This window comes from Kaistia defluvii (assembly GCF_040548815.1).
GTDB lineage: Bacteria > Pseudomonadota > Alphaproteobacteria > Rhizobiales > Kaistiaceae > Kaistia > Kaistia defluvii_A.
Genome location: NZ_JBEPSM010000002.1, coordinates 11,825 through 37,587 on the forward strand (window position 1 = coordinate 11,825; position 25,763 = coordinate 37,587).

25 protein-coding genes are annotated in these 25,763 nt (G+C 64.5%); 16 read left to right on the forward strand and 9 right to left on the reverse strand.

What is annotated here, in order from left to right:
• Positions 1-524 precede the first annotated feature (524 nt).
• A complete protein-coding gene (locus ABIE08_RS13090; protein WP_354551709.1) occupies positions 525-1,343 on the reverse strand; it encodes a PIG-L deacetylase family protein in 819 nt (272 codons plus the stop codon).
• Between the two features lie 68 nt (positions 1,344-1,411).
• A complete protein-coding gene (locus ABIE08_RS13095; protein WP_354551710.1) occupies positions 1,412-2,545 on the reverse strand; it encodes an ROK family transcriptional regulator in 1,134 nt (377 codons plus the stop codon).
• Positions 2,546-2,949: 404 nt separating this feature from the next.
• Between ABIE08_RS13095 and ABIE08_RS13100 the strand changes: the two genes are divergently transcribed.
• The 9 genes from ABIE08_RS13100 to ABIE08_RS13140 all read left to right on the forward strand — a co-directional run bounded on the left by ABIE08_RS13100 (position 2,950) and on the right by ABIE08_RS13140 (position 12,782).
• The gene (locus tag ABIE08_RS13100) at positions 2,950-4,527 is read left to right on the forward strand and encodes an ABC transporter substrate-binding protein (protein ID WP_354551712.1); all 1,578 of its coding nucleotides are present in this window, start codon (positions 2,950-2,952) and stop codon (positions 4,525-4,527) included.
• A gap of 101 nt (positions 4,528-4,628) precedes the next feature.
• Positions 4,629-5,618 carry an ABC transporter permease gene (locus ABIE08_RS13105; protein ID WP_354551713.1) on the forward strand — a complete coding sequence of 330 codons (990 nt, stop codon included), beginning with the start codon at positions 4,629-4,631 and terminating at the stop codon, positions 5,616-5,618.
• The gene (locus ABIE08_RS13110) at positions 5,608-6,555 is read left to right on the forward strand and encodes an ABC transporter permease (protein ID WP_354551714.1); all 948 of its coding nucleotides are present in this window, start codon (positions 5,608-5,610) and stop codon (positions 6,553-6,555) included. Before ABIE08_RS13105 ends, ABIE08_RS13110 begins: the two co-directional genes overlap by 11 nt.
• Positions 6,556-6,562: 7 nt before the next feature.
• Positions 6,563-7,756: an amidohydrolase family protein gene (locus ABIE08_RS13115; RefSeq protein ID WP_354551716.1), complete on the forward strand. Its 1,194-nt coding sequence runs from the start codon at positions 6,563-6,565 to the stop codon at positions 7,754-7,756.
• Complete coding sequence (locus ABIE08_RS13120; RefSeq protein WP_354551717.1) at positions 7,753-8,772, forward strand: ABC transporter ATP-binding protein; 1,020 nt, start codon at positions 7,753-7,755, stop codon at positions 8,770-8,772. Before ABIE08_RS13115 ends, ABIE08_RS13120 begins: the two co-directional genes overlap by 4 nt.
• On the forward strand, positions 8,765-9,778 hold the full coding sequence (locus tag ABIE08_RS13125; RefSeq protein ID WP_354551718.1) for an ABC transporter ATP-binding protein: 1,014 nt from the start codon (positions 8,765-8,767) through the stop codon (positions 9,776-9,778). The genes ABIE08_RS13120 and ABIE08_RS13125 overlap by 8 nt, the downstream gene beginning before the upstream one ends.
• Before the next feature lie 14 nt (positions 9,779-9,792).
• Positions 9,793-11,274, forward strand: a complete 1,482-nt coding sequence (locus tag ABIE08_RS13130; RefSeq protein WP_354551720.1) for an amidohydrolase family protein — start codon at positions 9,793-9,795, stop codon at positions 11,272-11,274.
• A gap of 105 nt (positions 11,275-11,379) precedes the next feature.
• Positions 11,380-12,117, forward strand: coding sequence for a GntR family transcriptional regulator (locus ABIE08_RS13135; protein WP_354551721.1), 738 nt, complete (start codon positions 11,380-11,382; stop codon positions 12,115-12,117).
• Positions 12,114-12,782, forward strand: a complete 669-nt coding sequence (locus ABIE08_RS13140; RefSeq protein WP_354551722.1) for a flavin reductase family protein — start codon at positions 12,114-12,116, stop codon at positions 12,780-12,782. Before ABIE08_RS13135 ends, ABIE08_RS13140 begins: the two co-directional genes overlap by 4 nt.
• A gap of 184 nt (positions 12,783-12,966) precedes the next feature.
• Here ABIE08_RS13140 and ABIE08_RS13145 read toward each other — a convergent pair whose 3' ends face one another.
• Both ABIE08_RS13145 and ABIE08_RS13150 read right to left on the reverse strand, forming a co-directional pair.
• Positions 12,967-14,316, reverse strand: a complete 1,350-nt coding sequence (locus tag ABIE08_RS13145; RefSeq protein ID WP_354551724.1) for a metal-dependent hydrolase family protein — start codon at positions 14,314-14,316, stop codon at positions 12,967-12,969.
• Positions 14,317-14,575: 259 nt separating this feature from the next.
• The gene (locus ABIE08_RS13150) at positions 14,576-15,016 is read right to left on the reverse strand and encodes an HXXEE domain-containing protein (RefSeq protein WP_354551725.1); all 441 of its coding nucleotides are present in this window, start codon (positions 15,014-15,016) and stop codon (positions 14,576-14,578) included.
• A gap of 899 nt (positions 15,017-15,915) precedes the next feature.
• On the opposite strand from ABIE08_RS13150, the gene ABIE08_RS13155 reads away from it, so the two are divergent.
• Genes ABIE08_RS13155 through ABIE08_RS13165 form a run of 3 tightly spaced genes read left to right on the forward strand, consistent with a single transcriptional unit; the run spans position 15,916 to position 17,706 of the window.
• The gene (locus ABIE08_RS13155) at positions 15,916-16,428 is read left to right on the forward strand and encodes a superoxide dismutase family protein (RefSeq protein WP_354551726.1); all 513 of its coding nucleotides are present in this window, start codon (positions 15,916-15,918) and stop codon (positions 16,426-16,428) included.
• Between the two features lie 49 nt (positions 16,429-16,477).
• Positions 16,478-17,221, forward strand: a complete 744-nt coding sequence (locus ABIE08_RS13160) for a cytochrome c oxidase assembly protein (RefSeq protein ID WP_354551728.1) — start codon at positions 16,478-16,480, stop codon at positions 17,219-17,221.
• Positions 17,209-17,706: a CopD family protein gene (locus tag ABIE08_RS13165; RefSeq protein WP_354551729.1), complete on the forward strand. Its 498-nt coding sequence runs from the start codon at positions 17,209-17,211 to the stop codon at positions 17,704-17,706. The genes ABIE08_RS13160 and ABIE08_RS13165 overlap by 13 nt, the downstream gene beginning before the upstream one ends.
• Here ABIE08_RS13165 and ABIE08_RS13170 read toward each other — a convergent pair.
• Positions 17,684-18,184, reverse strand: a complete 501-nt coding sequence (locus ABIE08_RS13170; protein ID WP_354551730.1) for a DUF2231 domain-containing protein — start codon at positions 18,182-18,184, stop codon at positions 17,684-17,686. The genes ABIE08_RS13165 and ABIE08_RS13170 overlap by 23 nt on opposite strands.
• An 84-nt stretch (positions 18,185-18,268) precedes the next feature.
• Here ABIE08_RS13170 and ABIE08_RS13175 point away from each other — a divergent pair, with 84 nt between their 5' ends.
• From ABIE08_RS13175 to ABIE08_RS13185, 3 genes are read left to right on the forward strand one after another with little or no spacing between them, the layout of a single operon-like run.
• A complete protein-coding gene (locus tag ABIE08_RS13175; RefSeq protein WP_354551732.1) occupies positions 18,269-18,931 on the forward strand; it encodes a cytochrome c oxidase subunit II in 663 nt (220 codons plus the stop codon).
• Between the two features lie 47 nt (positions 18,932-18,978).
• Positions 18,979-21,480 carry a cytochrome c oxidase subunit I gene (gene ctaD / locus ABIE08_RS13180; RefSeq protein WP_354551733.1) on the forward strand — a complete coding sequence of 834 codons (2,502 nt, stop codon included), beginning with the start codon at positions 18,979-18,981 and terminating at the stop codon, positions 21,478-21,480.
• Between the two features lie 9 nt (positions 21,481-21,489).
• Positions 21,490-21,843 (forward strand): hypothetical protein, encoded by a 354-nt coding sequence (locus tag ABIE08_RS13185; protein WP_354551734.1) that lies wholly within the window; start codon positions 21,490-21,492, stop codon positions 21,841-21,843.
• Positions 21,844-21,891: 48 nt separating this feature from the next.
• Here ABIE08_RS13185 and ABIE08_RS13190 read toward each other — a convergent pair whose 3' ends face one another.
• Positions 21,892-22,128 (reverse strand): hypothetical protein, encoded by a 237-nt coding sequence (locus tag ABIE08_RS13190; RefSeq protein WP_354551736.1) that lies wholly within the window; start codon positions 22,126-22,128, stop codon positions 21,892-21,894.
• Positions 22,129-22,284: 156 nt separating this feature from the next.
• Here ABIE08_RS13190 and ABIE08_RS13195 point away from each other — a divergent pair, with 156 nt between their 5' ends.
• Positions 22,285-22,485, forward strand: coding sequence for a hypothetical protein (locus ABIE08_RS13195; protein ID WP_354551737.1), 201 nt, complete (start codon positions 22,285-22,287; stop codon positions 22,483-22,485).
• A gap of 161 nt (positions 22,486-22,646) precedes the next feature.
• On the opposite strand, the gene ABIE08_RS13200 is transcribed toward ABIE08_RS13195, so the two are convergent.
• The 3 genes from ABIE08_RS13200 to ABIE08_RS13210 all read right to left on the reverse strand — a co-directional run bounded on the left by ABIE08_RS13200 (position 22,647) and on the right by ABIE08_RS13210 (position 25,656).
• Complete coding sequence (locus ABIE08_RS13200) at positions 22,647-22,940, reverse strand: HdeA/HdeB family chaperone (RefSeq protein WP_354551738.1); 294 nt, start codon at positions 22,938-22,940, stop codon at positions 22,647-22,649.
• A 308-nt stretch (positions 22,941-23,248) separates the two neighbouring features.
• Positions 23,249-23,563, reverse strand: a complete 315-nt coding sequence (locus tag ABIE08_RS13205; RefSeq protein WP_354552779.1) for a response regulator — start codon at positions 23,561-23,563, stop codon at positions 23,249-23,251.
• Positions 23,564-23,637: 74 nt separating this feature from the next.
• On the reverse strand, positions 23,638-25,656 hold the full coding sequence (locus tag ABIE08_RS13210) for an HWE histidine kinase domain-containing protein (RefSeq protein WP_354551739.1): 2,019 nt from the start codon (positions 25,654-25,656) through the stop codon (positions 23,638-23,640).
• Between the last annotated feature and the right edge of the window lie 107 nt (positions 25,657-25,763).

Genomic DNA, 25,763 nt, shown 5'->3' on the forward strand with positions numbered 1-25,763 from the left:
AGAGCAGGACTCTGGCAACGCCGTGTGAGTTCGATGTCTGGATGGCGACGCCGGCGAACGAGGCATTGGCGCCGCAGCGCCCGCTACCCGAGGGCACGCTCCAGATTGTGGCGCGCAGAACGAAGCAAGACAGTTAGCGGTCCTGACGGCATTGATGCATTTGGGAAGCTATGGAATGTGGACTCTGTTTCTCTGGCTAGCGGCCATCGCCATCATTGCGAACCTGCTTGGCGGGATATGGACAGTGCTCCGAGCGGGACTGGCGCAGCCCGCCAAAAAGCCGAACATGTGGGCCGCCTACGAAGAGCGTCAGCGCTCCGCCGCGCGCCCCACAATAGGCAATGTCTGAGCCGTTGATCGCGCCAGGGCCTCGGCGAAATGGATCGGCATGCCGCGCATCGTTGCGTCTCGGATGAGCTCAACCGAACGCGGATCCGTGAACATCTGAGCAAGCGCGCCTAAGGATCGGGGGGAGGGCCCTGGCCGCTATTTGGACAGCGTCAGCGCGTGCATCTTGAAGACATCTAGATGCCCAGGATGTCGTGGACCTCGGTCGCGCTGGTCTCGCGTCCGTAATCTGCGAGTTGGAAGCTCTCGGCATAGGCGATCGCTGCGCCGCGTTCCGGGCCATATTTGACCAGCATCGCTTCCCGCATCGGGTCGGCCGACATGAACTCGTGCCAGTGGGTCAGGATGAACTGCCGCCGGATCGCCCAGTCTTCGCTGGCCGGGACACGATCGAGAAAGCCGCGCTCGAAGGGCGCGAATTCGTAGAACTGCGTCGCGTGCTCGCCGCAGGCCTTGAGCTTGCGCTCGATGCTGGCGTCCACATCCACCACGACCTCATGCCGATGCGTCGAGAGCGCGCCGTAATCGGTCATCTTCAGGCAGATCGGCGCGGCGGCCAAAGGCGGGTAGGCCGGCACGACATTGCCATTGGTGAAAAAGCCGGAGGCGTCCCGGACCGCCCGGCCCGCCATCCGATTGTCGATATGGCCCGGCTGCTCGTCATGAAACGTGATCACGAGATCGGCCTGCCAGCGCCGGACGGAGGCGATGATGGCCTTGCGGATCGCGAGATCGGAGATCAGCTCGCCGTCGTGAATATCGAGGATCTCGTAGTCGAGCACGCCGAGATGGCGCGCCGCGGCATAGGCCTCGCGCGCGCGCCGACGCTTCAACGGCTTGCGCGCCATTTCATAGTGGCCGGCATCGCCATTGGTCAGCGACAGGAACTTGACCGCGGCGCCCTTGTCGGCCAGGCGCGCGCAGGTCCCGCCCGCATAAAGCTCGGCCTCATCCGGGTGGGCCTTGATCACGATTACCTTGAGCGGATAGGGCATTTCGGCGGAAATCCTCGCAAAAGAGGCGGCGCCTCGCGCGCCCGTATGGATGGAAATGGGGACGAAACTCAGGGCTGGCCGCGCGCGGCGCTGCCGCCGGCAAAGAGCCTTTCCCGCGCATGGTCGAGCGCCAGTTCGACGGCTCCGGCCCGGACGGAATCGACGCCGACGGCCGAAGGGACGATCTGCGGCAGGGCGATCGGCAATGTCTTCAGGATGCTGATGACGCCGCGGGACAGGCGCCGGCCGGCGGCGTGGCCGATCGCGCCGCCCAGCACCACCATTTCGGGATCGAGGATCCCGATGGCCCCGGTAAGTCCGGCCGCGACGCGGTAGGACAGGTCGGCAAAGAATGCGGCATGGCCGCTGCCGGTCGCAGCCTTTGCAATAGCGTCGGCGCTGCCGTCGCCCTCCAGCCCATGCTCGTCAACCAGGCGTTCGATGGAAGCGGGACCGAGCAGGTCCTCCAGCAAAGCCATCCGCACCATCTCGCCGGGAGCGGCCATCCGGTCGGGCACCATCGTGCCCCCCAGTTCGCCGGCCATACCGGTGTAGCCGCGTAAAAGCTTGCCGCCGACGACCGCGGCGCCACCAACACCATCGCCGATCCAGAACAGGATGAAGGACTGAACGCCCTGCGCGGCGCCGGCCGACATCTCCTCGAGCGCGACGAGATTGACGTCGTTCTCGATGATCACGCGGCGATGGCCGACCACGCTTTCCAGCGCCTCGGGAATATGAAAGCCCTGCCAATTGGGCAGTTGCTGGCCCTTGCGCAGATTGCCGCTTTCGGTGTCGACAATGCCGGGCAGCCCCACTACCAGCTGGTCGATCTCGAGCGGCGAGATGCCGGCCTGGCGAGCGACGTCATCGATCACGGCGACCAGGCGCTCCTGCGCGTCATAGCGCTCGCCGGGTTGGCAGTTTCGGCCCGAAACCGCAATCGTACGACCCGTGACGTCTGCGACGGCGGCCCGGATGCCATGCACCGAAACGTCGATGCCGCCGACGAAGGCCGACGCCGGCTCGATACACCAGAGGCCCGCCTTCGGCCCGAAACTGCCCGCCTTCTCGCCGTCGCGGCGGATCAGGCTGGCGGCCTCGAGGCGGCGCAGCAGCTCCGACATCGCCGGCTTGGAGAGGCCGGTAAAGGCTTCCAGCTCCATGCGCGTCAGCGGCCCTTCGGCAAGAAGGCGCTTCAAGACGGCGCGTTCGTTGAGATTCCGCAGCAGCCTGGGGCTGCCGGATAGAGTTTCGATTTCCATCAAACTACCGTCTGGTAACTTTCTTTACAGTCTGTTACGAGTTATTCCGTCGGACTGTCAAGCGCTCAAGTAGCGCCAGAGGTTCCGGCCTCAGTTTGAGCCTCAGCCCTTTGGGCCGGTCCCCGTGGCGCGCACGCCAAGGAGAGCGGATGGCGTTTCTGTATACATTCTGATCAATTTTTGTACGCGATTATTTTATTTTCAGTACCCAGTTGACAGTCGAAATGTGCACGATAGCGTTAGCGTCGAAATACAGGCTGGTGAGAAACGCACCGGACCGTTTCAGCCCCATGCGGGGCCAATAAGAACAGACACACTCCCTTTCAGATCAGGAGACGGAAATGGTTGCTTGGAGATCGGCCGCGCTGGCGGCGGTACTGGCAGGCGGGCTCATCGCCCCTGCCAATGCGGGTACGCTACGATGGGCGCCGCAGCGCGACATCGTCTCGATGGATCCCTACTCGTTCGGCGACACCTTCACCCTGTCGGTGCTGAACCACGTCTATGAGGGGCTGGTCCGCTATGACGACAAGCTGCAGATCGAGCCGGCGCTGGCCGAGAGCTGGGAAGTCGTCAACCCGACGACCTGGCGCTTTCACCTGCGCAAGGGCGTGAAGTACCATGACGGCGCCGATTTCACCGCCGACGACGTGCTCGCTTCGCTGAAGCGCGTCAGCGATCCGACCTCGCCGCTGCGCGGCAACGTGCCGTCCTATGTCTCGTCGAAGAAGGTCGATGACTACACGGTCGATATCGTGGTCACCGAGAACTATCCGCTGCTTCTCAACGACCTGACCAACATCCACATCTTCGATCAGGGCTGGCTCGTCGCCAACAAGGCCGAGGCGCCGACCGATGTCGCCAAGGGCGTCGAAGGCTATGCCACCAGCCATGCTAACGGCACCGGGCCGTTTAAGTTCATCTCCCGTAAGCCGGACGCCGAGACTGTATTCGAGGTCAATCCGAACTGGTGGGACAAGCGCAAGCACAATGTCGACCGCATCGTCATGACCCCGATCACCTCGGCGGCGACACGCGTCGCGGCCTTGATCTCGGGTGAAATCGACTTCACCAACCAGGCGCCGCTGCAGGATATCCCGCGGCTGGAAGCCTCGTCCGACCTCAAGGTTCTGTCGAACAGCGAGCTGCGGACCATCTTCTTCGTAATGAACCAGACGCCCAAGGCGTTTGAGTCCGACGTGACGGACAAGAACCCGCTGCAGGACATCAAGGTTCGCCAGGCGCTCTATCACGCCATCGACGCCGATGCGATCCAGAAGGTCGTGATGGCCGGCTTGTCCCGCACCACCGGTTCGCTCGTCTCCCCGGCGATCCCGGGCTATGTCCCCGAGCTCGACAAGCGGCTGAGCTACGATCCGGAACTGGCCAAGAAGCTGCTGGCCGAAGCCGGCTATCCCAACGGCTTCTCCTTCTCCTTCCTCTGCCGCAACACCGAGTTCGTCAACGAGGAGCAGATCTGCCAGGCGGTATCCGCCATGTGGGCCCGCGTCGGCCTCCGTCCGAACCTCAACATCGGACCGACCACCATCCAGGACGCCAAGTTCGACGCCGGCCAGTTCGACGTCGGTACGCTGGGCTGGGCCAATGAGCCGATGATCGACAGCTATTCGATCCTGGTTCAGGTCGTTCACTCGAAGACCGGCAATGCCGGCGTGTTCAACTGGGGCGGCTGGAAAGACGCCGAGATCGACGCGCTGATCGACAAGGCCGGCGCCACCGTCGACCGCGACGAGCGTCTCGCCATGCAGGCGAAGGCCCTGCTGCGCGCCAACGAGCTGTCGATGTTCATTCCCGTCCACCAGCAGCCCATGGCCTGGGCGACCGGCGCCAACATCGAGAGCGTCCTGCAGCTCTCCGACAACAAGCCGCGCCACTGGCTGACCCGCATGGCCGAGTAGGCTCGGGATCACGCCCCGCATCGATGGACCGTCGCGCCCGGCGCGGCGGTCCGGCCCCGTCCTAAGGGGCCGACGTCCTTCACTCCGCTGGAGACACGCCGTTGCTGCTGCTCATCATCAAGCGCATGGCCAATGCCATCTTCGTCATTCTGGCGGTATCGCTGCTCGCCTTCACCATCTTCAAGTTCCTCGGTGATCCCGTTCAGCTGATGCTCAATCCCCAGGCCACGCAGCAGGAGCGCGACCAGCTCACCGAGCGACTCGGGCTGAACGATCCCGTCCCGGTCCAGTTTGCGAAATTCGTCTTCAATGCCGCGCGCGGCGAGTTCGGCATGAGCTACCGCAACCAGATGCCCGTGATGGAGGTGATCGCCGAGCGCTTTCCCGCCACCTTCGAGCTGGTGCTGGTTTCCTCGATCCTGGCACTCCTGATCGGCCTGCCGCTGGGCGTCTTCGCCGCCATACGCGGTGGCACGGTCATGGCCCGCGTCTTTCACCTGATCTCGATGATCGGCGTTTCGGTGCCCGCCTTCGTCATCGGCATCCTGCTGATCCTGGTCTTTTCGATCGAACTCAAATGGCTGCCTGCCTTCGGGCGCGGCAAGGTCGTGGATCTCGGTTTCTGGACCACCGGCTTCCTGACGCCCAGCGGCCGTGCGGCCCTCGTCATGCCGTCGATCTCGCTGGCCCTGTTCCAGATCTCGTTCATCATGCGGCTGGTGACGGCGGAGATGCTCGAAGTCCTACGGACCGATTTCATCCGCTTCGCCAAGGCTCGCGGCCTCAAGGCCCGCGCGATCTATTTTCGCCACGGCCTGCGCAACTGCATGATGCCGGTCGTGACGATGACCGGCATGCTGATCGGCGACCTGATCGCCTTCACCCTGGTCACCGAGATCGTCTTCCAGTGGCCCGGCATGGGCTTCCTGTTCGTTCAATCCGTGCAGTATGTCGATATCCCGGTCATGGCTGCCTATCTCATGATCGTCTGCTGCATCTTCATCACCATCAACCTGATCGTCGATCTGATCTATGTCGTGGTCGATCCGCGCGTCGATCAGCTGGTGCGCGGAGGCGGCAATGGCCACTGAACTTTCCCCCGCGCGTCCGAGCCTCCGGCAGCGCCTCTGGGCATTCTATGACAGCGACCTGATCTGGAGCTTCCGACACAGCCCGATGGCGATCCTCTCGGCGGCGCTTCTGGCGATCGTCGCCTTCACCTCGCTCTTCGCGGCGTGGCTGATGCCGCAGAACCCGTTCGACATCACGCAGCTTTATCTCGAAAAGGCCAATCTGCCGCCGATCTGGATTGAGGGCGGACAGATGCCCTATCTGCTGGGCACCGACCTGCAGGGCCGCGATATCCTCTCGGCCATCGTCTACGGGTCGCGCATCTCGCTCATCATCGGCGTGGCCAGCGTCGCGCTGTCGATGACGATCGGCGTGCTGGTCGGACTGATGGCCGGCTATGTCGGCGGCGCGCTCGACAATTTCCTGATGCGCATCGGCGATGCCGTCATGTCGATTCCGACCCTGCTGGTCGCCATCCTGATCAGTGCGATCTTTCGCGGGATGCTGCCGGTCGATTATCGCGACACGGCCGCCCCGCTGATCCTGGTCGTTGCGCTCTCGCTGACGAGCTGGGTCGTCTATGCCCGCATGATCCGCGCCGCCACCATGGTCGAGGCCGGCAAGGAATATGTGCTGGCCGCCCGGATCATCAAGGTACCGCGTCGGCGGATCATCCTGCACCACATCCTGCCGAACGTGCTGACCGCGGCGCTGGTGACGGCAACCCTCAATCTGGGCCTCGCCGTACTGGCCGAGGCGACGCTCTCTTTCCTGGGTGTCGGCATGCCGAGCGCCCAGCCTTCGCTGGGCACGCTGATCCGCATCGGCAACCAGTTCTTCTTCTCGGGCACCTGGTGGATCGTTCTGTTCCCCGCCCTCCAGCTCACCCTGATCATCCTGGCCGTGAACCTGCTCGGCGACTGGCTGCGCGACGCGCTAAACCCCAAACTGAAGTAGGAAGACCATGACCGATCTCGTCATCCGCAACGTCCGCCCTCTGGGCAAGGCGGCCATCGATATCGCCATCGCCGAAGGACGCATCGCCGCCATCGGGCCAAACCTTCCCGCCAATGGCGCTGCCGAGGAAGACGGTGGCGGCGCGCTGCTCCTGCCAGGACTGATCGAAGCCCATACCCATCTCGACAAGACCCTGCTCGGCATGGATTGGGTCGAGAACCGAGTTGCCTCCAGCATCCGCTCCAAGATCGACAACGAACGCGAGATGAAGGGCGTGCTCGGCCTCGATCCGGCGCTGCAATCGGCGCGGCAGGTGGTGATGTCGATCGCGCGCGGCACGACCGCGATCCGCAGTCATGTCGACATCGACACCACCTATGGTCTCGCCGGCTTCGAAGGCGTCGCCGCCACGCGCGCCCGCTATGCCGACGTCATGGACCTGCAGATCGTCGCTTTCCCGCAATCGGGCATGATGATCCGCAAGGGCACGATCGAACTGATGGACGAGGCCCTTCGGCAGGGCGCGGATGTCGTCGGCGGCCTCGACCCCTGCGCGATCGATTTCGACCCCAAGGGCCATCTCGACGTGGTTTTCGACCTCGCGGTAAAGCACGGCAAGCCGATCGACATCCACCTGCATGAGCCCGGCGAACTTGGTGTGTTCACCTTCGGCTTGATCCTCGAGCGCACCCGCGTCCATGGCCTCGCCGGCAAGGTGACGGTGAGCCATGCCTTTGCGCTCGGCATGAATGATTATCTTCGTATCGGCCAGTTGCTGGACGATATCGCGGCGGCGGGCGTGATGCTGATGTCGACGGGTCCGGCGGGCGTCCCGGTACCGCCCCTGATCCGCGGCCTCGACGCCGGCATCGCCTTCTGCTCGGGCACGGACGGCATGCGCGATCTCTGGAACCCCTATGGCAATGCCGACATGCTGCAACGCGCCCAGATCCTGGCCGACCGCAACTATCTGAGCCGTGATGTCGAGATCGAGCGGGCGCTGGATGTCTGCACCTTCGGCGGCGCCAAGGTGATGGACCTCCCGGACTACGGTCTCGAAATCGGCGATTTCGCCGACTTGGTGGTTGTCGAGGGTCGCACGCTCACCGAAGCCGTCGTCACGCTGCCCGAGCGCAAGCTGGTGTTGAAGCGCGGCCGCATCGTGGCGCGCGACGGCGAAGCCCTGGTCGAGGCCGCATGATGAACCAGCCGCTGGCGCGCCAGGCTACCGCCGGAAATTCCGTTACGCCGCTGCTGACTGTACGCGGACTGAGCGTCGAATTCGTCACCCGCCGCGGCAGCTCGCGCGCGCTCGACCGCGTCAGCTTCGACATGGCGCCGGGCGAAATCCTCGGGTTGGTGGGGGAGTCCGGAGCGGGCAAATCCCTCTCCGGCAATGCCATCATCGGGCTGATCGACCCGCCCGGCCATGTCGTGGAAGGCGAGATTGCCTTCGAGGGCAAGCGGATCGACAATCTGCCGCCCAACCAGATGCGCAAGCTGCGCGGCCGGCGGATCGCGGCGATCTTCCAGGACCCGCTGACCTCGCTCGACCCGCTGATGCGCATCGGCGACCAGATCACAGAGACCATCCTCACGCATCTGCCGATGTCGCAGGCCGCTGCCCGCGCCCGGGCGCTGGACCTGCTCAAGGCGGTCGGCATCCCCGCGCCTGACGTTCGCATCGACCACTACCCGCACCAGTTCTCCGGCGGCATGCGGCAGCGCGTCGTGATCGCGCTGGCGGTCTGCGCCGATCCCAAGCTGATCATCGCCGACGAACCGACCACGGCGCTCGACGTCTCGATCCAGGCGCAGATCACCGCTCTGCTCAAGAAGATGTGCCGCGACCACGGCACCGCCATCCTGCTCGTCACCCACGACATGGGTGTCATTGCCGACACGGCCGACCGGGTCGCGGTTATGTATGCCGGGCGGCTGGTCGAGATCGGACCGATCGAGGAGGTGCTGCGCTCGCCCCGGCATGTCTATACCGCCGGCCTGATCGGCTCGATTCCGAGCCTCAACCGCCGGCGCGAGCGGCTGGTGCAGATCGACGGATCCATGCCGCGGCCGGGCGCGGTGCCTTCGGGCTGCGCCTTCGCCCCGCGCTGTCCCAAGCGGATTCTGAAATGCGACGAGCGGCCGGAGCTCATGCCCTTCGGTAACAGCCAGGTCGCCTGCTGGCGCGCGGGAGAGAGCCATTCCTATGTCTAGCCAATCCGCCCTCGAAGTGCAGGACCTCGCGCGCTGGTTCGATGTCTCGGCGCCCTGGCTGACGCGCGTGCTCGAGCGGAAGCCGAAGCGCATCCTCAAGGCCGTCGACGGCGTCAGCTTCAGCGTGCCGCGCGGCAGCACCTTCGCCATCGTGGGCGAAAGCGGCTGCGGCAAGTCGACCATCGCGCGGCTTGCGGTTGGGCTGTACCACCCGACACGCGGCGAACTGAATTTCGCGCATGGCGCCGGCCGGGATGGACGCATGCGCGCGCAGATGATCTTCCAGGATCCCTATGCCTGCCTCAATCCGCGCTGGCGGGTGAAGGACATCATCGCCGAGCCGATCCGCGAGCTCGGCCTGCGCCGGGGCGCGGCTGCTGTTCAGGCGCGCGTCACGGAACTGCTCGGGCTCGTCGGGCTTGCGCGCAGCGACGGCGAGAAATATCCGCATTCCTTCTCGGGCGGCCAGCGCCAGCGCATATCGATCGCCCGCGCGCTGGCGACCGAGCCGGAATTCCTCGTCTGCGACGAGCCGACTTCGGCACTCGACGTTTCGGTGCAGGCTCAGATCCTCAATCTGATGATGGATTTGCAGCGCGAATTCGACCTCACTTATCTGCTGATCAGCCACAACCTCGCCGTCGTGCGGCACGCCTCCGACCAGATCGCGGTCATGTATCTCGGCCGGATCGTCGAGCAGGCGCCGACCGAGATGCTGTTCCGCAATCCGCGTCACCCCTATACGCGCCTGCTGATCGACACCATTCCCGATCTCGAAGCGCCCAATCGCGCCCGCCAGCCCCTGGCCGGCGAGGTGCCGAGCCCGATCGATCCGCCATCCGGCTGCACCTTTCATCCCCGCTGCCCCTATGCGCAGGACGTCTGCCGAAAGGTATCTCCGCCCATGGCGAAGGACGATGACGGTCGCTCGATTGCCTGCCATTTCCCGCTGACAGCGGCCCGACCCTCACCCCTTGCTGGCCTCTCGGCCGTCTCCGCGACCTGAAAGGACCGGCACGAATGGATCACTCGGGACGAACGCTGCTTTCGTCGAAATGGATCGTCGGACACGAGGATGGCAGGCACACGCTGGTGCATGGCGGCGAGATCGTCTTTGAGGACGGCGCCGTGATCTTCGTCGGCCATGATTTCCCCGGTGAAGTCGCCCGCCGGATCGACTATGGCAACGCCCTGATCAGCCCTGGCTTCATCGATCTCGACGCCCTGTCGGATCTCGATACCACCGTCTTCTCCTACGACAACCACCCGGATTGGCAGAAGGGTCGGACCTGGCCGCAGAGCTATATGGATCGCGGGCCGTACGAGATGTACGGGCCGGATGAACTCGCCTTCCAGAAGCGCCACGCCTTCTCGAGGCTGATCCGCAACGGCATCACCACCGCCATGCCGATCGCTTCGCTCTACTATCGGCAATGGGGCGAGACCTATGCCGAATTCGCCGATGCCGCCCAGGCCGCCGACAATCTCGGCCTAAGAATCTATCTCGGTCCCGCCTACCGAACCGGCAATCCGGTGGTGGGTGACGACGGCGCGAGCAGCCTCTATTTCCACGAACCGCGCGGCCTTGCAGGCCTTGCCGACGCCATCCGCTTCTGCCGCGATTTCGAAGGCAAGGCAGAGGGGCGCATCCGCACGATGCTGGCGCCTGACCGCATCGAAACCTGCACGGCGGAATTGCTGCGGCAGACCGCCCGTGCCGGGCGCGAGCTCGGCGTGCCCGTGCGCCTGCATTGCAACCAGGGCCGCTTCGAGCGCGACACAGTGCGACGCCTGCATGGCAAGACCTCGGTCGAGTGGCTGGACAGCCTCGACTTCCTGACGCCGAGCACGCTCCTGCCGCACGGCACCTATGTCAGCCCCTCGCGAAACATGGCGGAACCCGGAAACGATCTGGAAGTCCTCATCGAGCGCGGCACGGTGGTCGTGCACTGTCCGCTGGTCGCCGCCCGGCACGGCGACGCCCTGGCGAGCTTCGCCAGTCACAAGGCGATGGGCCTGCGCATGGCGCTCGGGACCGATACGGCGCCACCCGACATGATCCTCAACATGCAGGTCGGCATGATGATCTCGCGCGTGCTCGACCGCGAGATCGCCAACATCCGCTCCGAGGATTATTTCGACGCCGCGACGCTGGGCGGCGCCGATGCGCTGGGTCGGCCGGATCTGGGACGGCTCGCGCCCGGCGCCCGGGCCGACATCACGGTCTTCGACCTCGGCAATCCGGATCTCGGCCAGATCATCGACCCGATCCAGACGCTGATGCTGACGGGCAGCGGCCGCGACGTGCACAGCGTCTTCATCGATGGCCGCATGGTGATGGCGGATCGTACGCTTCCCGGCGTCGACTTCGCCGCGGACAGCGCCCGAGCGCAGCGCCAGTTCGAGGGCTTGATCGCGAAATATCCGGAACGGACCGTCGGCCATCCGCCGGTCTCCGAGATCTTCTCCTCGGCATACAGGATCGTCGAAGCGCCAAATTGACGCGGAAATTATGCCTGTTTTCGCGCCATAATCTGCAATTTCTGTATACTAACTTAGCCATATCTTGTACGCATGGGTGACAATCAGAGGACAAGAGGTCTTCCCATGGCGCGTCCCTCTCCGCGGATCGAAGTGGCGCACGAAGCGCTTCGGCAGGCCATCATTGAGCAGGCCCTGAAGCCGGGCACCAAGCTGCCGGAGGACGTCATCGGCGAGCAGTTCGCCATGAGCCGTACGCTGGTGCGCGCCGTTCTGGCGAAGCTCGAAGCCGAGGGCCTTGTCGACGCCAACCCGAAACGTACCGCCACCGTGGCGCAACCGACACTGGCCGAGGCGCGCAATGTTTTCGAGGTGCGGCGTGCGCTGGAGGCCGAAGCCGTCCGTTTGGTAGCGAAGCGCTGGCAGCCTGCCTTCGCCGACGAACTGGACAGTCTGCTGCGCCAGGAAGACGAGGCTCGCGCGCGTCAGGACGAGCGGGTCTCGATCCATCTCGCCGGCGAGTTTCACCTCCGCCTCGCCCAGTTGAGCGGCAACGCCCTGCTGGAGCGATATCTCCGCGAACTGATCACGCGATGCTCGCTGATCCTCGCGGTATTCGGCCGGCCGCATTCTTCCGATTGCGCCATCGACGAGCATTCGGCCCTGATCACCGCCTTGCGGGCCGGCGACGCCGATGGCGCCGTGGCGATCATGCATTCGCATCTCGGCGCCGTCGAACGCCGTGCCCTGCTGGGTGGCGACGACGAAAAGCCGGCTGCGCTCGGCGATGTGCTGTCGCACTACGCCGCCGCGGTCACCGCGCGACAGACGACCAAGCCCCCCAGGACGGCGCCCCAGAAATGAATGCCCATTCGCAGAGCCATTTGCATTTCGACTTTGCCGAACTGACCGAGCGACAGCGCTACAAGCTGCTGATCGGCACGGTCATTCCCCGCCCGATCGCTTTTGTCAGTACGGTGGACCGCGACGGCCGGCGCAATGCCGGACCCTTCAGCTTCTTCAACGTGCTCACCCATGATCCGGCTATCGTCGCCATCGGCGTCGAGAATTATGACGACATGCGGTTCAAGGACACGTCGCGCAACATCCGCGACACCGGGGAATTCACGGTCCACATCGTCGACGAGGCACTCGTCAAGCAGATGGAGATCTGCGCCATCAAGTTCGGCCCGGAGGTCGACGAAATCGCCGAGGCGGGGCTGACGACCGTTCCCGGCCTGAACGTGAAGAGCCCGCGCATCGTCGAAGCGCCGGCGGCGCTGGAATGCCGGCGCTACATGACGCTCGAACTCGGCCGCGCCCGCGAGATCATCCTGGGCGAGGTGCTCGGCGTTTTCGTGCGCGAGGATGCCGTCGACCCGCAGAGCCTTCACATCGATCAGATCAAGATGGATGCGATCGGCCGGATGGGCGGACATACCTACGCGTCGACCAAGGAGCAGTTCGACATCAAGACGCTCTCCGTCGCCGAATGGCAAAACAGCAAGGGCGGTTCGTCTAACCGGTGAAATGCGATCGGCCGGAAGCGAGCGGAATGCGGCCGGTTTGAAGTCAGTCGCGTCGCCGCGTGCAGAGACCGATCCAACCATAACGACGAGCGCAAGGGCAGCCACGAGGCTGGCTTGGCTTGGGTCCGCGAGAGTCCGGATGTGCAAGCGGCGGGCGGGCTTGTGTTGCGAGGGTTGGCCGCGCTTAGTTTGGCAGCGAATTCTTGAAGATCTTGCCGTCCTTCATGATCACCAGCAAGTTCTTGGCTGGGTCGGACAGCAGCGAGATGTCGGCGGTTGGATCGCCATCGACCAAGAGCAGGTCAGCCAGCGCTCCGACTTCGACGACGCCGAGCTTGCCGGGATAGGGATTGCGCCGGTCGGACAGGGCCAGCAACGCCGCATTGTCGGCCGTCGCCATTTTGAGCACTTCGGCCGGCGTATACCACCGTGTCATCGTCTGAAGCTGGGCGCCTTGCCGAGCCGCCCGCGCGCCGTCGAAGAGAATGTCGGTGCCAAAAGCGACCTTCACGCCGAATTTCTTGGCCAGACGATAGGCGTTGTCGGTTCCCGCGCGCACTTCCGCCGCTTGCGCACGACCGGCGGCGTCCGGTTGCGCATTGGCCATTTCGTCCGCCAGGAAGGGCTGCAGGCTCCACCACGTCCCGGTTTCCGCCATAAGCTTGGCCGTGGCCTCGTCTGCCAGCTGGCCGTGGTCAATGACCTTGGCCCCGCCTTCGATGGCATTTCGAATGGCCTCGGGCGTGTAGGCATGGACCGTCACATAGGTGCCCCAGCTGGAGGCCGCTTCCACGGCCGCGCGGATTTCGGGAACGCTCAACTGCACGGTGTCGATCGGTCCGTAGGGCGACGACACGCCGCCGCCCACCGTCAGCTTGATCTGGCTGGCGCCCTGCAGCAATTGCTCCCGGGTTCGCTTGCGCACCTCGTCCGGGGAATCGGCGATCGCCGACATGCCCATCCGTTCGGGGTAGCTCAGCCTGTCAGGAGTGGCCGGCACTTCGTGAAGCATGCGGAAATCGCCATGGCCGCCACTTTGCGAAATCATGGCGCCGGACGGCCAGATGCGGGGACCGACGACGACATCCCTGTCGATTGCCATCTTGAGCCCGAAGGAGGGGCTGCCAAGATCCCGAACACTGGTGAAGCCGCGCAACAGCGTCGCTTCGGCTTCCGCCCCCGCCATCAAGGTGATCAGCGTCATCGGCGCCGTCGACGCCACGGCCATGGTTGGCCGTACCATGAAGGTATGCCAGTGAGCATCGATCAGCCCGGGCATGAGCGTCCGGCCTTCGCCCGCAATGCGGGTCGCCGTGTCCGAGGCCTGGATGGGCTCCGCCGAAATCGTGGCGATCCGATTGCCCTCGACGAGCACATTCATCGGGGCGGTCAGTCCGGCGCCGTCAAACACCCGGACATTCTCGAAGACGGCGGCCGTGGGCGCCGCAGTCTGGGCTTGTGCCGGCGCGGCTAAACCGAGCGCCGCCAAAGCCGTTGCGAGCAGTCCACTGATCGGCTTCGCCATAAGCTTCATATGCGTGTCCTGGTTGACGAAATTGTCCTGAACAATCTGTGTAGCCGATCGCTTTCAGCCTGTCAGGTCGGCGTCGGGCGCGGCGGGATCTATCGGCCTCGTCCATGAACAGGCCAGCGAGAAGACCGTGGAATTCGATGCCGCCGGAGTTGAGGCTCTTCGGCTAGGGGGCAGGGCGGTGTGGTCGATCAGGAAGCCGCCGCCGAAGGCGCGGGCGCAGCCAATAGAATGCGATGTCGGCCCAGGCGCTGAAACGTTGTCACGTCTGCCGGAAGTAGGGACGGGATCGGAGGTGCAGCATGACGATCGGGTAGGCCATCAGGAGCGCCGCCCCGAGGATCGCGATCGTGGCCGTCTTGGCATCGACCTGCCCATCCTCGATTGCTCTTGCCCAGACAACCCACGCGACGGGCAAAAACAGAACGACGGCCGTGAACAGTCCTGGCGAGAAGCGCCCCTTTGTCACGATGACGGGCAGGATATGAAAGAAGATGGCGTTCATGGCCATCAGGGACGCGAAGCCGAGCGGCGCGACGGCCAGAGTGGGGGCCAGGAAGGCCTGGGCAATTCCCAATACGATAACCACCGCGTTGGTGACGTAGAAATCGCCCCATTCCACGGGAAGCTTGATGACGGCGCGGGCCCAATCCCGCCAGTTGAAAGAGAATTCCTCCATCATGTGAACGGCGTAGGCTGCCACGGCTATCCAGGCCAGAGTTGGTAAGGTCATGTGGTGTAGACCCCTTCGCTAGCGAGCAGGCGCTGAGCCCTTCTATTGCCTCGGGCCGCGCTGATAGAGCCTCACGCTCCCGACCCAGACGGTTCCAGTTCTCGTCTTCCAAGATCCAGAATTCCGCCATCGGCTGAACGACAGGTTGAACCCGTCTCGTCCACAACCTTACCATACGACACCTGCTCTTTCCCTGCCAGTTGCGATACGGAGCGGATGGCCCGATGGCGGCTCCTGAGCGGTTTCTCTTGGCTGCTGGTTTGTTGGTCAGGAGCCTGGTGCGCCGTCTCTGCTCGTCGAGCTTTGCGAGCTTCTCAACTCGCTTGGGCAAACGAGAAGCGCGACAGAAGAGATGCCGGACATTTCAGCTTCGTCATTGTCATTGGTCGACTACATGCCAATTCGGTCATTCCTTCAAGCAATTCGAGAGAATACGAAGTAAAATACTTCTGCAGAAGCATAATAAATCCCCCACATCATTGCGACCTGGCGCTTCGAATAATCACAGGAGTTGGCGATCCGGCAAGACGCATGCAGTTCGACATATTTTTTGGAACACATGCACCCGCTCCGCATTGATGTTTCTTCAGGGGAGAAAAAGGTATGGCAGGGGCGGGTCTCTCGACGGAGCTTTCTAGGCGTCACGCCGTCGGACCGTCCGCAGTGACGATTGTCTCGATGCGTATGTCGCCATCGCTTCCAGGCGGAGCCGGGTCCTCGCCCTATGGCGACCGATATCCAGCTTCGCAAATTTGGCTTCGGCGATTTCGGAGCGGGAAGGCGCGGCCATTCGCAAGGCGCTCAATCCGCGCCGGAACGAAACGCTGTTGCGGGAGGATCCTCTCCTGCAAACCAACAGGGAGGTAGCCATGAAGACATTCCTCACATTCGGCGTGCTGGCGGCATTCGCCATGACCGCGCCGGTAGTCGCGCAGGCGGAGCAGGCGGCCAAGGCGAGCTTTGTCGGCGCGGACGGTGCCGCCAATGGCACCGCGTCGCTCTCCTCGACACCGGCGGGCGTGCTGATCGAGGTCGAGGTCGCGGGGCTGCCGGCGGGGAGCTGGGTCGCTTTCCACGTGCACGAGACGGGAAGCTGCGATCCTGCGACCAAGCATGAATCGGCCGGCGGGCACTTCAACCCGGGCGACAAGAAGCACGGCTTCAAGGTCGCCGAAGGCGCCCATGCCGGCGACATGCCCAACCAGTATGTCGGGTCCGACGGGACCTTGCGCGCACAGGTCCTGAACGCTGCCGTGACGCTGGACGACGCCGCAACGGGGATCAAGGGCCGCGCCCTGATGGTCCACGCCAAGGCGGACGACTACGCGACGCAACCTTCCGGCGGCGCCGGAGACAGGCTGGCATGCGGCGTCATCGAGTAGTCGGCGCGGTTTCCAGCGCGGCGCGCTCCGCGGCAATCGGGTGAGGATGATGGACCAGGTCTATTGCGGGCCACCGCCAACGCCGCAGACCCTCGCCTGGGCGTGGCAGTACGATCCTGTTGCGATCGGGCTCTGCATCGTACTGGTCGCCCTGCATTTCCGGACGGGAGGCGGCCGTCCGGCCGTCTTCTCGCTCGGGATCGGCCTTCTGGCGCTCTTGTTCCTCTCGCCGCTCTGCGCGCTGACCAGTGCGTTGTTTGCCGGACGCGCGCTGCACCACGTCCTGCTGATCGCGATCGTCGCGCCGCTCCTGGCCATGGCCTATCGCGGGCCTGGGCCAGCCCGAACGCTGCTGCCGCTCGGATGGATCGCCGTGCTGCAGGCGGGCATCCTCTGGTTCTGGCACGTGCCTGCCGTCTATGAGCGCGCCATTGTGAGCGCGCCGCTCTACTGGCTGATGCAGCTTTCCCTGCTCGGCAGCGGCTATCTGCTTTGGCGGGCCGTGCTCGACCGCCGGCAGCCTACCGGGACCGTTCTCTTCGTTCTCCTTGGCACGATCGTGCAGATGGGAATGCTGGGCGCCCTGCTGGTTTTTGCCGGCACGCCGCTCTACGCCGCGCATTTCGGCACCACCCAGGTCTTCGGGATGAGCCCACTGGACGACCAGCAACTGGCCGGCCTGATCATGTGGGTTCCGGCGGCCCTGCCATACCTTGCCGCCGCGCTCTACCGCGTGTCGCTTTCGCTGGCCGAGCCCGCCTCGACAAGGAGGGCCGGAGCGTGGTTTGGCTGAAGCTGGTGCACATCGCGGCCATTTCGGTCTGGTGCGCCGGCATGCTCGGCCTGCCGCTCCTGTTCCTGCGCCGCAACAGCGTGCGGGACGAGCCGGACCTGAACCGCCTGCATCGGCTGGTGCGCCGGCTCTATGTCGTGGTGATGTCGCCCGCCGCCTTCCTGGCGGTCGCCAGCGGTACAGGCCTGATCTTCCTGCGCGCGACCTATGCGCCCTGGTTCGGCGTGAAGCTTGGGCTGGTGGGCCTCCTGGTCGCGATGCATGTCCTGGCCGGCCTCGTCATCATCCGGCTGTTCGATCCGGACAAGACCTACGCGGGCTGGCGCATGTCCGCCGCAACGACTGCGAACCTCGCCATCGTGCTGCTCATCCTCGTTGTGGTGCTGGCGAAGCCGGATATCCCGGACCTGCTGCCCGCGGCCATGAGCCGGCCGGGCGCGCTGGGGGACCTGCTGGCCGACTTCATTCCTTTTCCGAGATCATGAGACCCACGCCATGATCGAAAACGAGCTTGCCGCCATGCCAACCAGCCACGCCGGTGAACACCGCCGCCAGAAGCGAGATCATGAGTCCGTTGGGCAGGACGTTGTAGTCGGAATCGAGCCGCAGCCCCCAGTTCATGCCGCAAATCGCGATCAGCATCATGGCGGCGATCGCATGGGTCCAACTGGCGACCCGTCCCCGGATTCCGGGCACGAGCAGAAGCTCCGCCGATCCGATCAGGCCGGCGAAGACGCCGCCGAAGAAGGCGATGCCCGAGGCCCAGAGGCCGGCGCGCATCCAGAAGACGTCGGCCGTGAGCCAGTAGAGAAGATCGGTGCCCAGCGTCGCCATGACGAAGGCGATCGGGAAATGCACGCTCATGGCATGAATCGGGTGGCCCGCCACCGCGACGGCAGAAGTGACGCTCTTGTCGGCCACCGCCTCGATCACCGGGTTTTCGATATTCGCGGTCTCGCTCATCGGTTGTCTCCTTGTCGGAGACAAAGTCCCAGACCCGCCGTCCGGTTCCCGGGCCTGCCGCATCTTCGTCGGATCCCGCGCAGTGTGGCGCTGCTCTCCGCTTTCGCCCTGAGCGGCTGCGCAGGCAACCTTTCGGCGCTGTCCCCGGCCGGACCTTCCGCCAGCGCGATCGCGATGCTCTGGTGGATCATGCTGTTCGCCGGCTTCGCGATCTTCGCGGCGACGACGATGGCCCTTGCCGTCGCCTGGTGGCGCCCCGCGTGGCTCGGACAGCGCCGGTCGCGGACGCTGATCCTGTGGGGTGGACTGGTGCTGCCATCGGCGATCCTGGTGGCGCTGGTCGGCTCGGCCTTCGCGCTGGGCGAGCGGCTTCTGGTCCGCCGGGACGCGCCGGCCAGGATCCAGATCGAAGCCGTCGCCCGCCAGTGGCAGTGGGAATTCCGCTATCCCGGCGGTTCGACCTCGCTCGACATTCTGCACCTGCCGGCCGGCGAAGACGTCGATCTCGTCGTCACGACCGAGGATGTCATTCACAGCCTCTGGGTACCCCGTCTCGGCGGCAAGATCGACGCCATTCCGGGGCATCGGAACCGGATCCGCCTGCACGCCGATGTGCCGGGCCGCTTTGGCGGGATCTGTGCCGAATTCTGCGGCGAGCGGCATGCGGAGATGCACTTTTCCGTCGAGGCGCACGAAGAGCCCGCGTTCATGAATCAGCTGCAGCAGCTTGGGCGGAACGACCTTTGATGAGGGATCGTCGACCCGTTGCCTCCGGCGTTGGACAGAGAGGAAGCATGGACGAAGGCAACACCCGGGCCCGGAGCAGCATCAGGCTGCACAAGGAGCTCAGCGCCATCTGGGATGCGCCGCCGGGCTGGGGGCGATTGGCCGCGGTGAACCACACCACGATCGGAAAGCGCTTCATGCTGACCGCCTTCGTGTTCTTCCTGATCGGCGGATTGCTGGGCATGCTGATCCGCGCGCAGCTGGCGACCTCCGGCAGCGCCTTCATCGGCGCGCCGATCTACAACCAGATCTTCACCATGCACGGGACCATCATGATGTTCCTGTTCGCGATCCCGATGTTCGAGGGGTTCGCGATCTACCTGCTGCCGAAGATGCTGGGTGCGCGCGACATGGCCTTTCCGCGCCTCACCGCCTATGGCTACTGGTGCTATCTGTTCGGCGGCTCGATCCTGATCGTGGCGCTGCTGGCGGGCGTGGCGCCCAATGGCGGCTGGTTCCTGTACACGCCGCTCAACTCGCAGCCCTATTCGCCGGGCATCAACGCGGATATCTGGCTGCTCGGCATCACCTTCGTGGAGATCTCGGCGCTGTCGGCGGCGATCGAGATCATCGTCAGCATCCTGCGCCTGCGGGCGCCGGGCATGTCGATCGAGCGGATGCCGATCATGGCCTGGTACCTGCTGGTCACCGCCTTCATGATGCTGTTCGGCTTTCCGCCGCTCATCCTGGGCTCCATCCTTCTCGAGCTGGAGCGGGCGTTCGACCTGCCGTTCTTCGATCCGACGCGCGGCGGCGACTCCCTGCTTTGGCAGCACCTCTTCTGGCTGTTCGGACACCCCGAGGTCTACATCATCTTCCTGCCGGCGGCCGGAGCCGTGTCGATGATGATCCCGACCTTTGCCCGGCACGAGCTCGTCGGATATCGCAGCGTCATTCTGGCGGTGATGGCCGTGGGCTTCCTCTCCTTCGGGCTCTGGGTGCATCACATGTTCACCGTCGGCATCCCGCATCTCGCGCTCGCCTTCTTCTCGGCCGCGAGCGGGCTGGTCGCGATCCCGACGGCGGTCCAGCTCTTCTCCTGGATCGCGACGATCGCCCAAGGCCGGCCCCGCTTCGACGTGCCGATGCTCTATCTCGGCGGCGCCTTCGTCGTGTTCATCCTGGGCGGGCTGACCGGTGTCATGCTGGCCATGGTGCCGTTCAACTTCCAGGCTCATGACACGCATTTCGTCGTGGCCCATCTCCATTACGTGCTCGTCGGCGGCTTCGTCTTTCCGCTGCTCGCCGCCACCTATTACTGGCTGCCCCACATCACGGGCCGCATGGCGCGGCATTCCGTGTCCGTCCCGGCTTTCTGGCTGCTGTTCGGCGGCTTCAACCTGACCTTCTTCATCATGCACCTGACCGGGCTCCTGGGGATGCCCCGCCGCGTCTGGACCTATCCCGAGGCTGCCGGCTGGGACATCTTCAACCTGATTTCCTCGGTCGGAAGCTTCGTGATGGCAGCGGGCTTCGCGCTCTTCGCCGTCGACATCGTCCTTCAGCTCCGCTTCGGCGAGCGGTTCCGGCGCAATCCGTGGCGCGCGCGGACCCTGGAATGGGCAACGCCCACGCCGCCGCCCTCTTATGCCTTCGCCTCGCTGCCGGTCATTTCGGACCGGGCGGATCGTCTCGATCCGGATCGGATCGGGCCTGAGCTCGCCGCTGGCCGCGGCTATCTCGGCGCCGCGCGAAACGGATGGATGGAGACGCTCGGCGTCGATATCGCCTCCGGCGAGCCGCGCGAAGTGGTCATCCTCCCCAGGCCGACCTATCTGCCGCTCTTCACCGCGCTGGCGACCGGGGCCTTCGTGCTGTGCCTGCTGTTCAAGGCCTATGCGCTGTCGATCGTGCCGCTCCTGGTCGTGCTCGGGCTTTTCCTCGCCTGGACGGTCAGCTCCGGCAGCCGGCGGGATCTCGAGGATCTCCCGATTGCGCCGGGAAAGACCGCTCCGCCGCATTGGCAGGTCGAGCGGCCCCCGTCCTGGTGGGCGATGAGCTTCACGCTGACGGCGGATGGGGTCTTCTTCGCCTCGCTGCTGTTCGGCGTGCTGTTCCTGCGGGTGGTGTCGCCGGATTGGCCGGCCTCGCAGGGTCCCGTGCTGGATCTTCGCCTAGCCCTGCCGGCGATTGCCGCGGCCGGGCTGGCCGCCCTGGCGGGTCGTCACGCCGTGCGGCGTCTCCTGTCCGGCCGTCCGCTCGCCGTGGCGCTCGTCGCCTGCGCGGGAGCCCATCTGGCGGCGATGGCGCTCCTGGTCGCGATGATAGTGGCGCTGGGCGATCCGACCGTTCATGCCAATCGCGCGACGATCTTCGCCCTGCTCGCCTTCGCAGCCCTCCACGCGGCGCTCGGAATGATCTTTGCTGCCTTTGGCCTCTGGCGGGAAAGAAGCGGGCTTCTTTCCCCGGCCCGCAGCGTCGATCTGCGCATTGGCGCGATGTGGCACGGCGCTTCGGCCGTCGTCGTCACGATCGCGCTTCTGTTTGCGTGGATCGGGTCCGCCCCCTAGGAGAGCCCGATGAGCCGCACATCCTTCCTCGGCCAGCCATTCTTCCTCGTAGCAGGGTTTTCCATCTGGGCCGTCGGCTTCCTGGCGCTCTATGCGCTCCTCTCGGTCGGGTGCGCCTACGGGTGGAACGAGATCGTTGTGGTGGGATCGTTCAGCCTGCTGCGCCTGCAACTCGTCGCGGTGTTCATCGTCAGTCTCGCCGCCTGCGCCGGTGTCGTCGCCGCGCTGCTTGCCCGGCGACGAGGCGGCGGCAAGGCGTCGGAGCACTTCCTGGCCATCCTCGCGCTCCAGGCCAGCCTCGCCGCCCTGGTCGCGACGTTCTTCACCTTCGCCGGCGTGCTGACGCTCAGCATATGCGACTAGCAGCAGAACAAGGGAGGGACCCTCGCGGTGGCCAACTCGAGCACCCGTTCAGGAGCCCGGTCGGGTCTTCTTCCGTGATTTGAGCAGATCGTCGATCTTCTTCAGTGCATCGGCGGAACGACGCAGGGCGGCTGCCCCCTTCTTGATGGATTTTTCCAAGCGTCGCTCGGCCGCTTCCATGGCGGGGCCCTTGTCCGTGTCCGAATCCTGCATTCTCACGTCCACCCCGATCGATCCCGATGCCGCTAGGGGATGGATACGCGCCAGGGTCACGGTCGGTTTCATGGGCACCCGTATAATATGCCCAAAAGCCTATTTTGCCGCAGCCGCCGCAGCAAACGGAGCTTTTGCATCGGCACTCGCGCCAGGCGAGTAATTCGAACGGGGTGGTGAACGAATTTCCGACGTCGGGCGTTGGACCGCACAACGGAGGAAAAATCGATGTCCGAACACGATAGCGCGCCGTTGACGGTTCCGCAGTGGATACTCATGAACGCTATCGAACTCGGCGTATTGGACCTCGAAAACTTGGAGTCCGACCTCGATTTTTTAAGGGTCCGCGGCCTGATCGAGCGGGTTGCCGGAATCTGGCGTCCCACCGAACAGGGCAAGTTGCTGATTGCCTTGAGGCGCCAGATCTAGCTGGGCTTGGCCCAGCCTGCGGTGGCGGGGGACCGTCGCGGTAGCGGAAAGTGGTCGAAGACAAAAAAGGCGCCCGGAAGGGCGCCTTTTTCGTACCGAGTTTGGCGCTCGGCGCGCATGACCCGGAGCGCCGCGAGGGGCCGCTCCCTTGGACATCTCGTCTATTTCTTGAAGACGGCTTCCACGGCGCTCGTCAGCGTGGCGCTCGCATTGCTCTTGCAATAGGCGGCGATCTTCTCGGCATTGGCGTGAGCGGCCTCGCTGTCCACCATGGTGTTGCCGGCCTTGCCATGGACATAGCCGCTCATCCACATGGCGACGCCCGCAATCCTGGCCGGTGGCATGGCGCCAACCTCTTTGCAGGTGAGCTTGGACATGTCGACTTCCTTGGCCGTGGCCTGGCCAGCGAATCCGACACACAGAGCTGCAATGGCTATCAGAAGATAACGTTTCATGGTCGGGTATCCCTCTGAAATCCCCGTCCACGGCAACAGTAGTGCGAATTGAACTCGCGTTCAGCGTGTAAGTACAAGGCTCACGACGAATTGACCTGTGCGATAGGCTCGTCGATAAGTTTACAATACTATGGTTTAAATTGGCTTCGGAGGAAGTGTTCCGGATGTGCCGAGTTCGGGTTTCCTGGTGTTTACAAGGAAAACCGGACTCCTCGCAGCCAGCGTTCTTGGCCAGATAGCGTCGGTCGCGCCGTACGCGCCCGCCTTCTGCGACGTCGGGCGCACTCGCGTTACCTCGGCCGGATGCGCTAGTCCGGCAAGCGATCTTCCAAAGTCCGGATGATCGATTTCGCGTCATAGGGCTTGGGGAAGTAGTGAGCCCCATCCGGCAGTTGAACCTCGGAAACGCGCCGCTTGCCCGACGCGACAAGGATCACGATCCCCGGCCATTGTTTGCGGACCACATTGGCCAATCCCACGCCATCGATCGAGCCCGGCATGTCGATATCGGTGAAGACGCCATGGATGGGCTCGCCGCTCTGAAGGATAGCCAGGGCCTCGTCCGCATTATCGGCTTCGACGGCCTTGAAGCCCGCTTCCTCGACAAGGTCGACCGCGGACATGCGGATCAGGGGCTCGTCCTCGACGACAAGAACGGCGGCGACTGGTTTTTGCGCTGATGCCACGTCTGCTCTTTCTATCCGACTTCCCGGACCAACCCCAGCGGGGCACGGAAGACTGCTACGAGACCCGTGGGAAAGTAACTTTTATCCACGTCGGCGGTTCCGATAATTCCCATGCGGATCAACCGGGAACCAAAACCCTTGCGCAACGGCTCGGTGACGGGCGGGCCAAGCCTTTCGGCCCAGGTGAAGACAAGCCGGCTGTCGCCTGCCTCGCCCTGGATTTCCCAGGAGATGTCGACATGGCCCTCGCTGTTGGAAAGCGAGCCATATTTGAGCGCGTTGGTCGCGAGCTCATGCAAGATGAGCGAGATCGACAGGCCCGCCTTCGGCCCGATCTTGAGCTCGGGACCCGAGATGGAGAAGCGTTCCGGCTCGGCATGCGGACGAAGCACCGCCTGCACGATTTCGCGCATGTCGGCGGCGGTCCAGGATTGCTGCAGCAGCACGTCATGGGCTGCGCTCAGCGATTGGAGGCGGCTGGTGAATGCCTTCACTGCCACCTGCTCGGTAACGTTCTTCAGCGTCTGCCCGGCGATGGCCTGCACCATGGCCAGCGTATTCTTCAGCCGGTGGCTCAACTCCTCATTCAGCAGCCGCTGCTGCGCTTCCGCCCTGAGCTTGCCGAGCGCCGCATAGGTGCGGTCCGCGACGCCCCAGGCGAACGCCATCTCGTCATTGGTCCAGAAACGCGGCGTATCGTCATGCGCGAACAGAATGCCGATCAGCGTGCCCGCTTCGAGTATGGGGACCTTGATGAAGGACCGGATGCCCTCCGCCTCATAGGAAAGGGCGTCCTCGCCCAGCCAGGGCGCCGCCGGAATGTTCGGGACCGCCAGGGTCTCGCCGTTTTCCAGCCGGGAGATGGTGGACTGGAACGCGGTGAGCGGGTGGCGCCCTTCCATTGAGCTTGCCCCGGGCTCGAGCCAGTTGAACTCGATGACGAAGGCATTGGCGGGCAGGTCGATCGTCGAATAGCCGGCGCGGTTCACGCCGAGGCCTTCGCCGAGGGTCTCGGCGGCGATGCGCACCGCCTCCTGCGTCGATTGGGCAACGCGAAGCCGGTCGCCGAGCGAGAGCAGCGCCTGGGTCCGCACGTCCTTCTGCTTGCTCTCGGTGATGTCGAGAATGATGCCGATCATGCGGTCGACGCCGGTCTCGCCAACGGTGAAGCGGGCGCGCCGCGATATCCAGCGAAGGCTCTGATCGTTCTCGCGGCGGATGCGATATTCGACATCCAGCTCGGCAGTGCCCTCGCGCCGGCTATCGTCGCTGGAAATCGCCCGCCGGTCTTCCGGCAGCACGATGTTCTCGAAGGTCGAGGCCGGATAGTGCCGGCGCACGGGCACGCCGAAAATGCGGCAGAATTCTTCGGAGACCGTCATCTGCCCGGTCGGCACATCGATCTCGAACACGCCGACGCGCCCGGCGCCATGCGCCGCCCGGTAGCGTTCTTCCTCCAGCCGCGCCTCGTCGCTGACCCGGCCGAGCTTGGAAGCCTGGGCCTGGCGGCGGGCGCTCAGTCGGCGTTCGATTGCGAGCTCGCGCGCCTGCGTGCGCAGGATCTTGCGGAGCTCCAGCTGGGCCATGACCTGGCCGGCGAGCACCCGCAAGGTGCGCTGTTGCAGTTCGGTAAGCGTCTTCGGCTCGTAGCCGAGAACGCAGACAGTTCCGATTGGCAGGCCGTCGGATGTCTTCAGCAGCGCACCGGCATAGAAGCGCAGATGCGGCTCGCCCGTGACCAGTGGGTTGCAGTCGAAGCGCTTGTCCTTGGTCGCGTCGGGGACGAGCAGGAAGTCGTCCTCCAGAATGGCCCGGGCGCAGAAGGAACTCTCGAAAGGCGTCTCCCGGACGCCGAGGCCGACCTCGGCCTTGAAGAACTGGCGCGACGTGCCGATCAGGTTGACCACGGCAATCGGGGTTTCGCAGATATCCGATGCCAGGCGTGCGATTTCGTCGAATTCGCGTTCGCGCGGCGTATCCAGAACGTCATAGCTCGCGAGCGCCGCGAGCCGGCGCTCTTCGAGATCCATGGTTCCAATCGGATATACATTCATTCAGTCTGAACCTTGCCGTTCGGTCGTCGTGATGGGCCGGTGGGCAGGCGTCCAACGGTACATCATAAGCGTCGTCCGAGAGG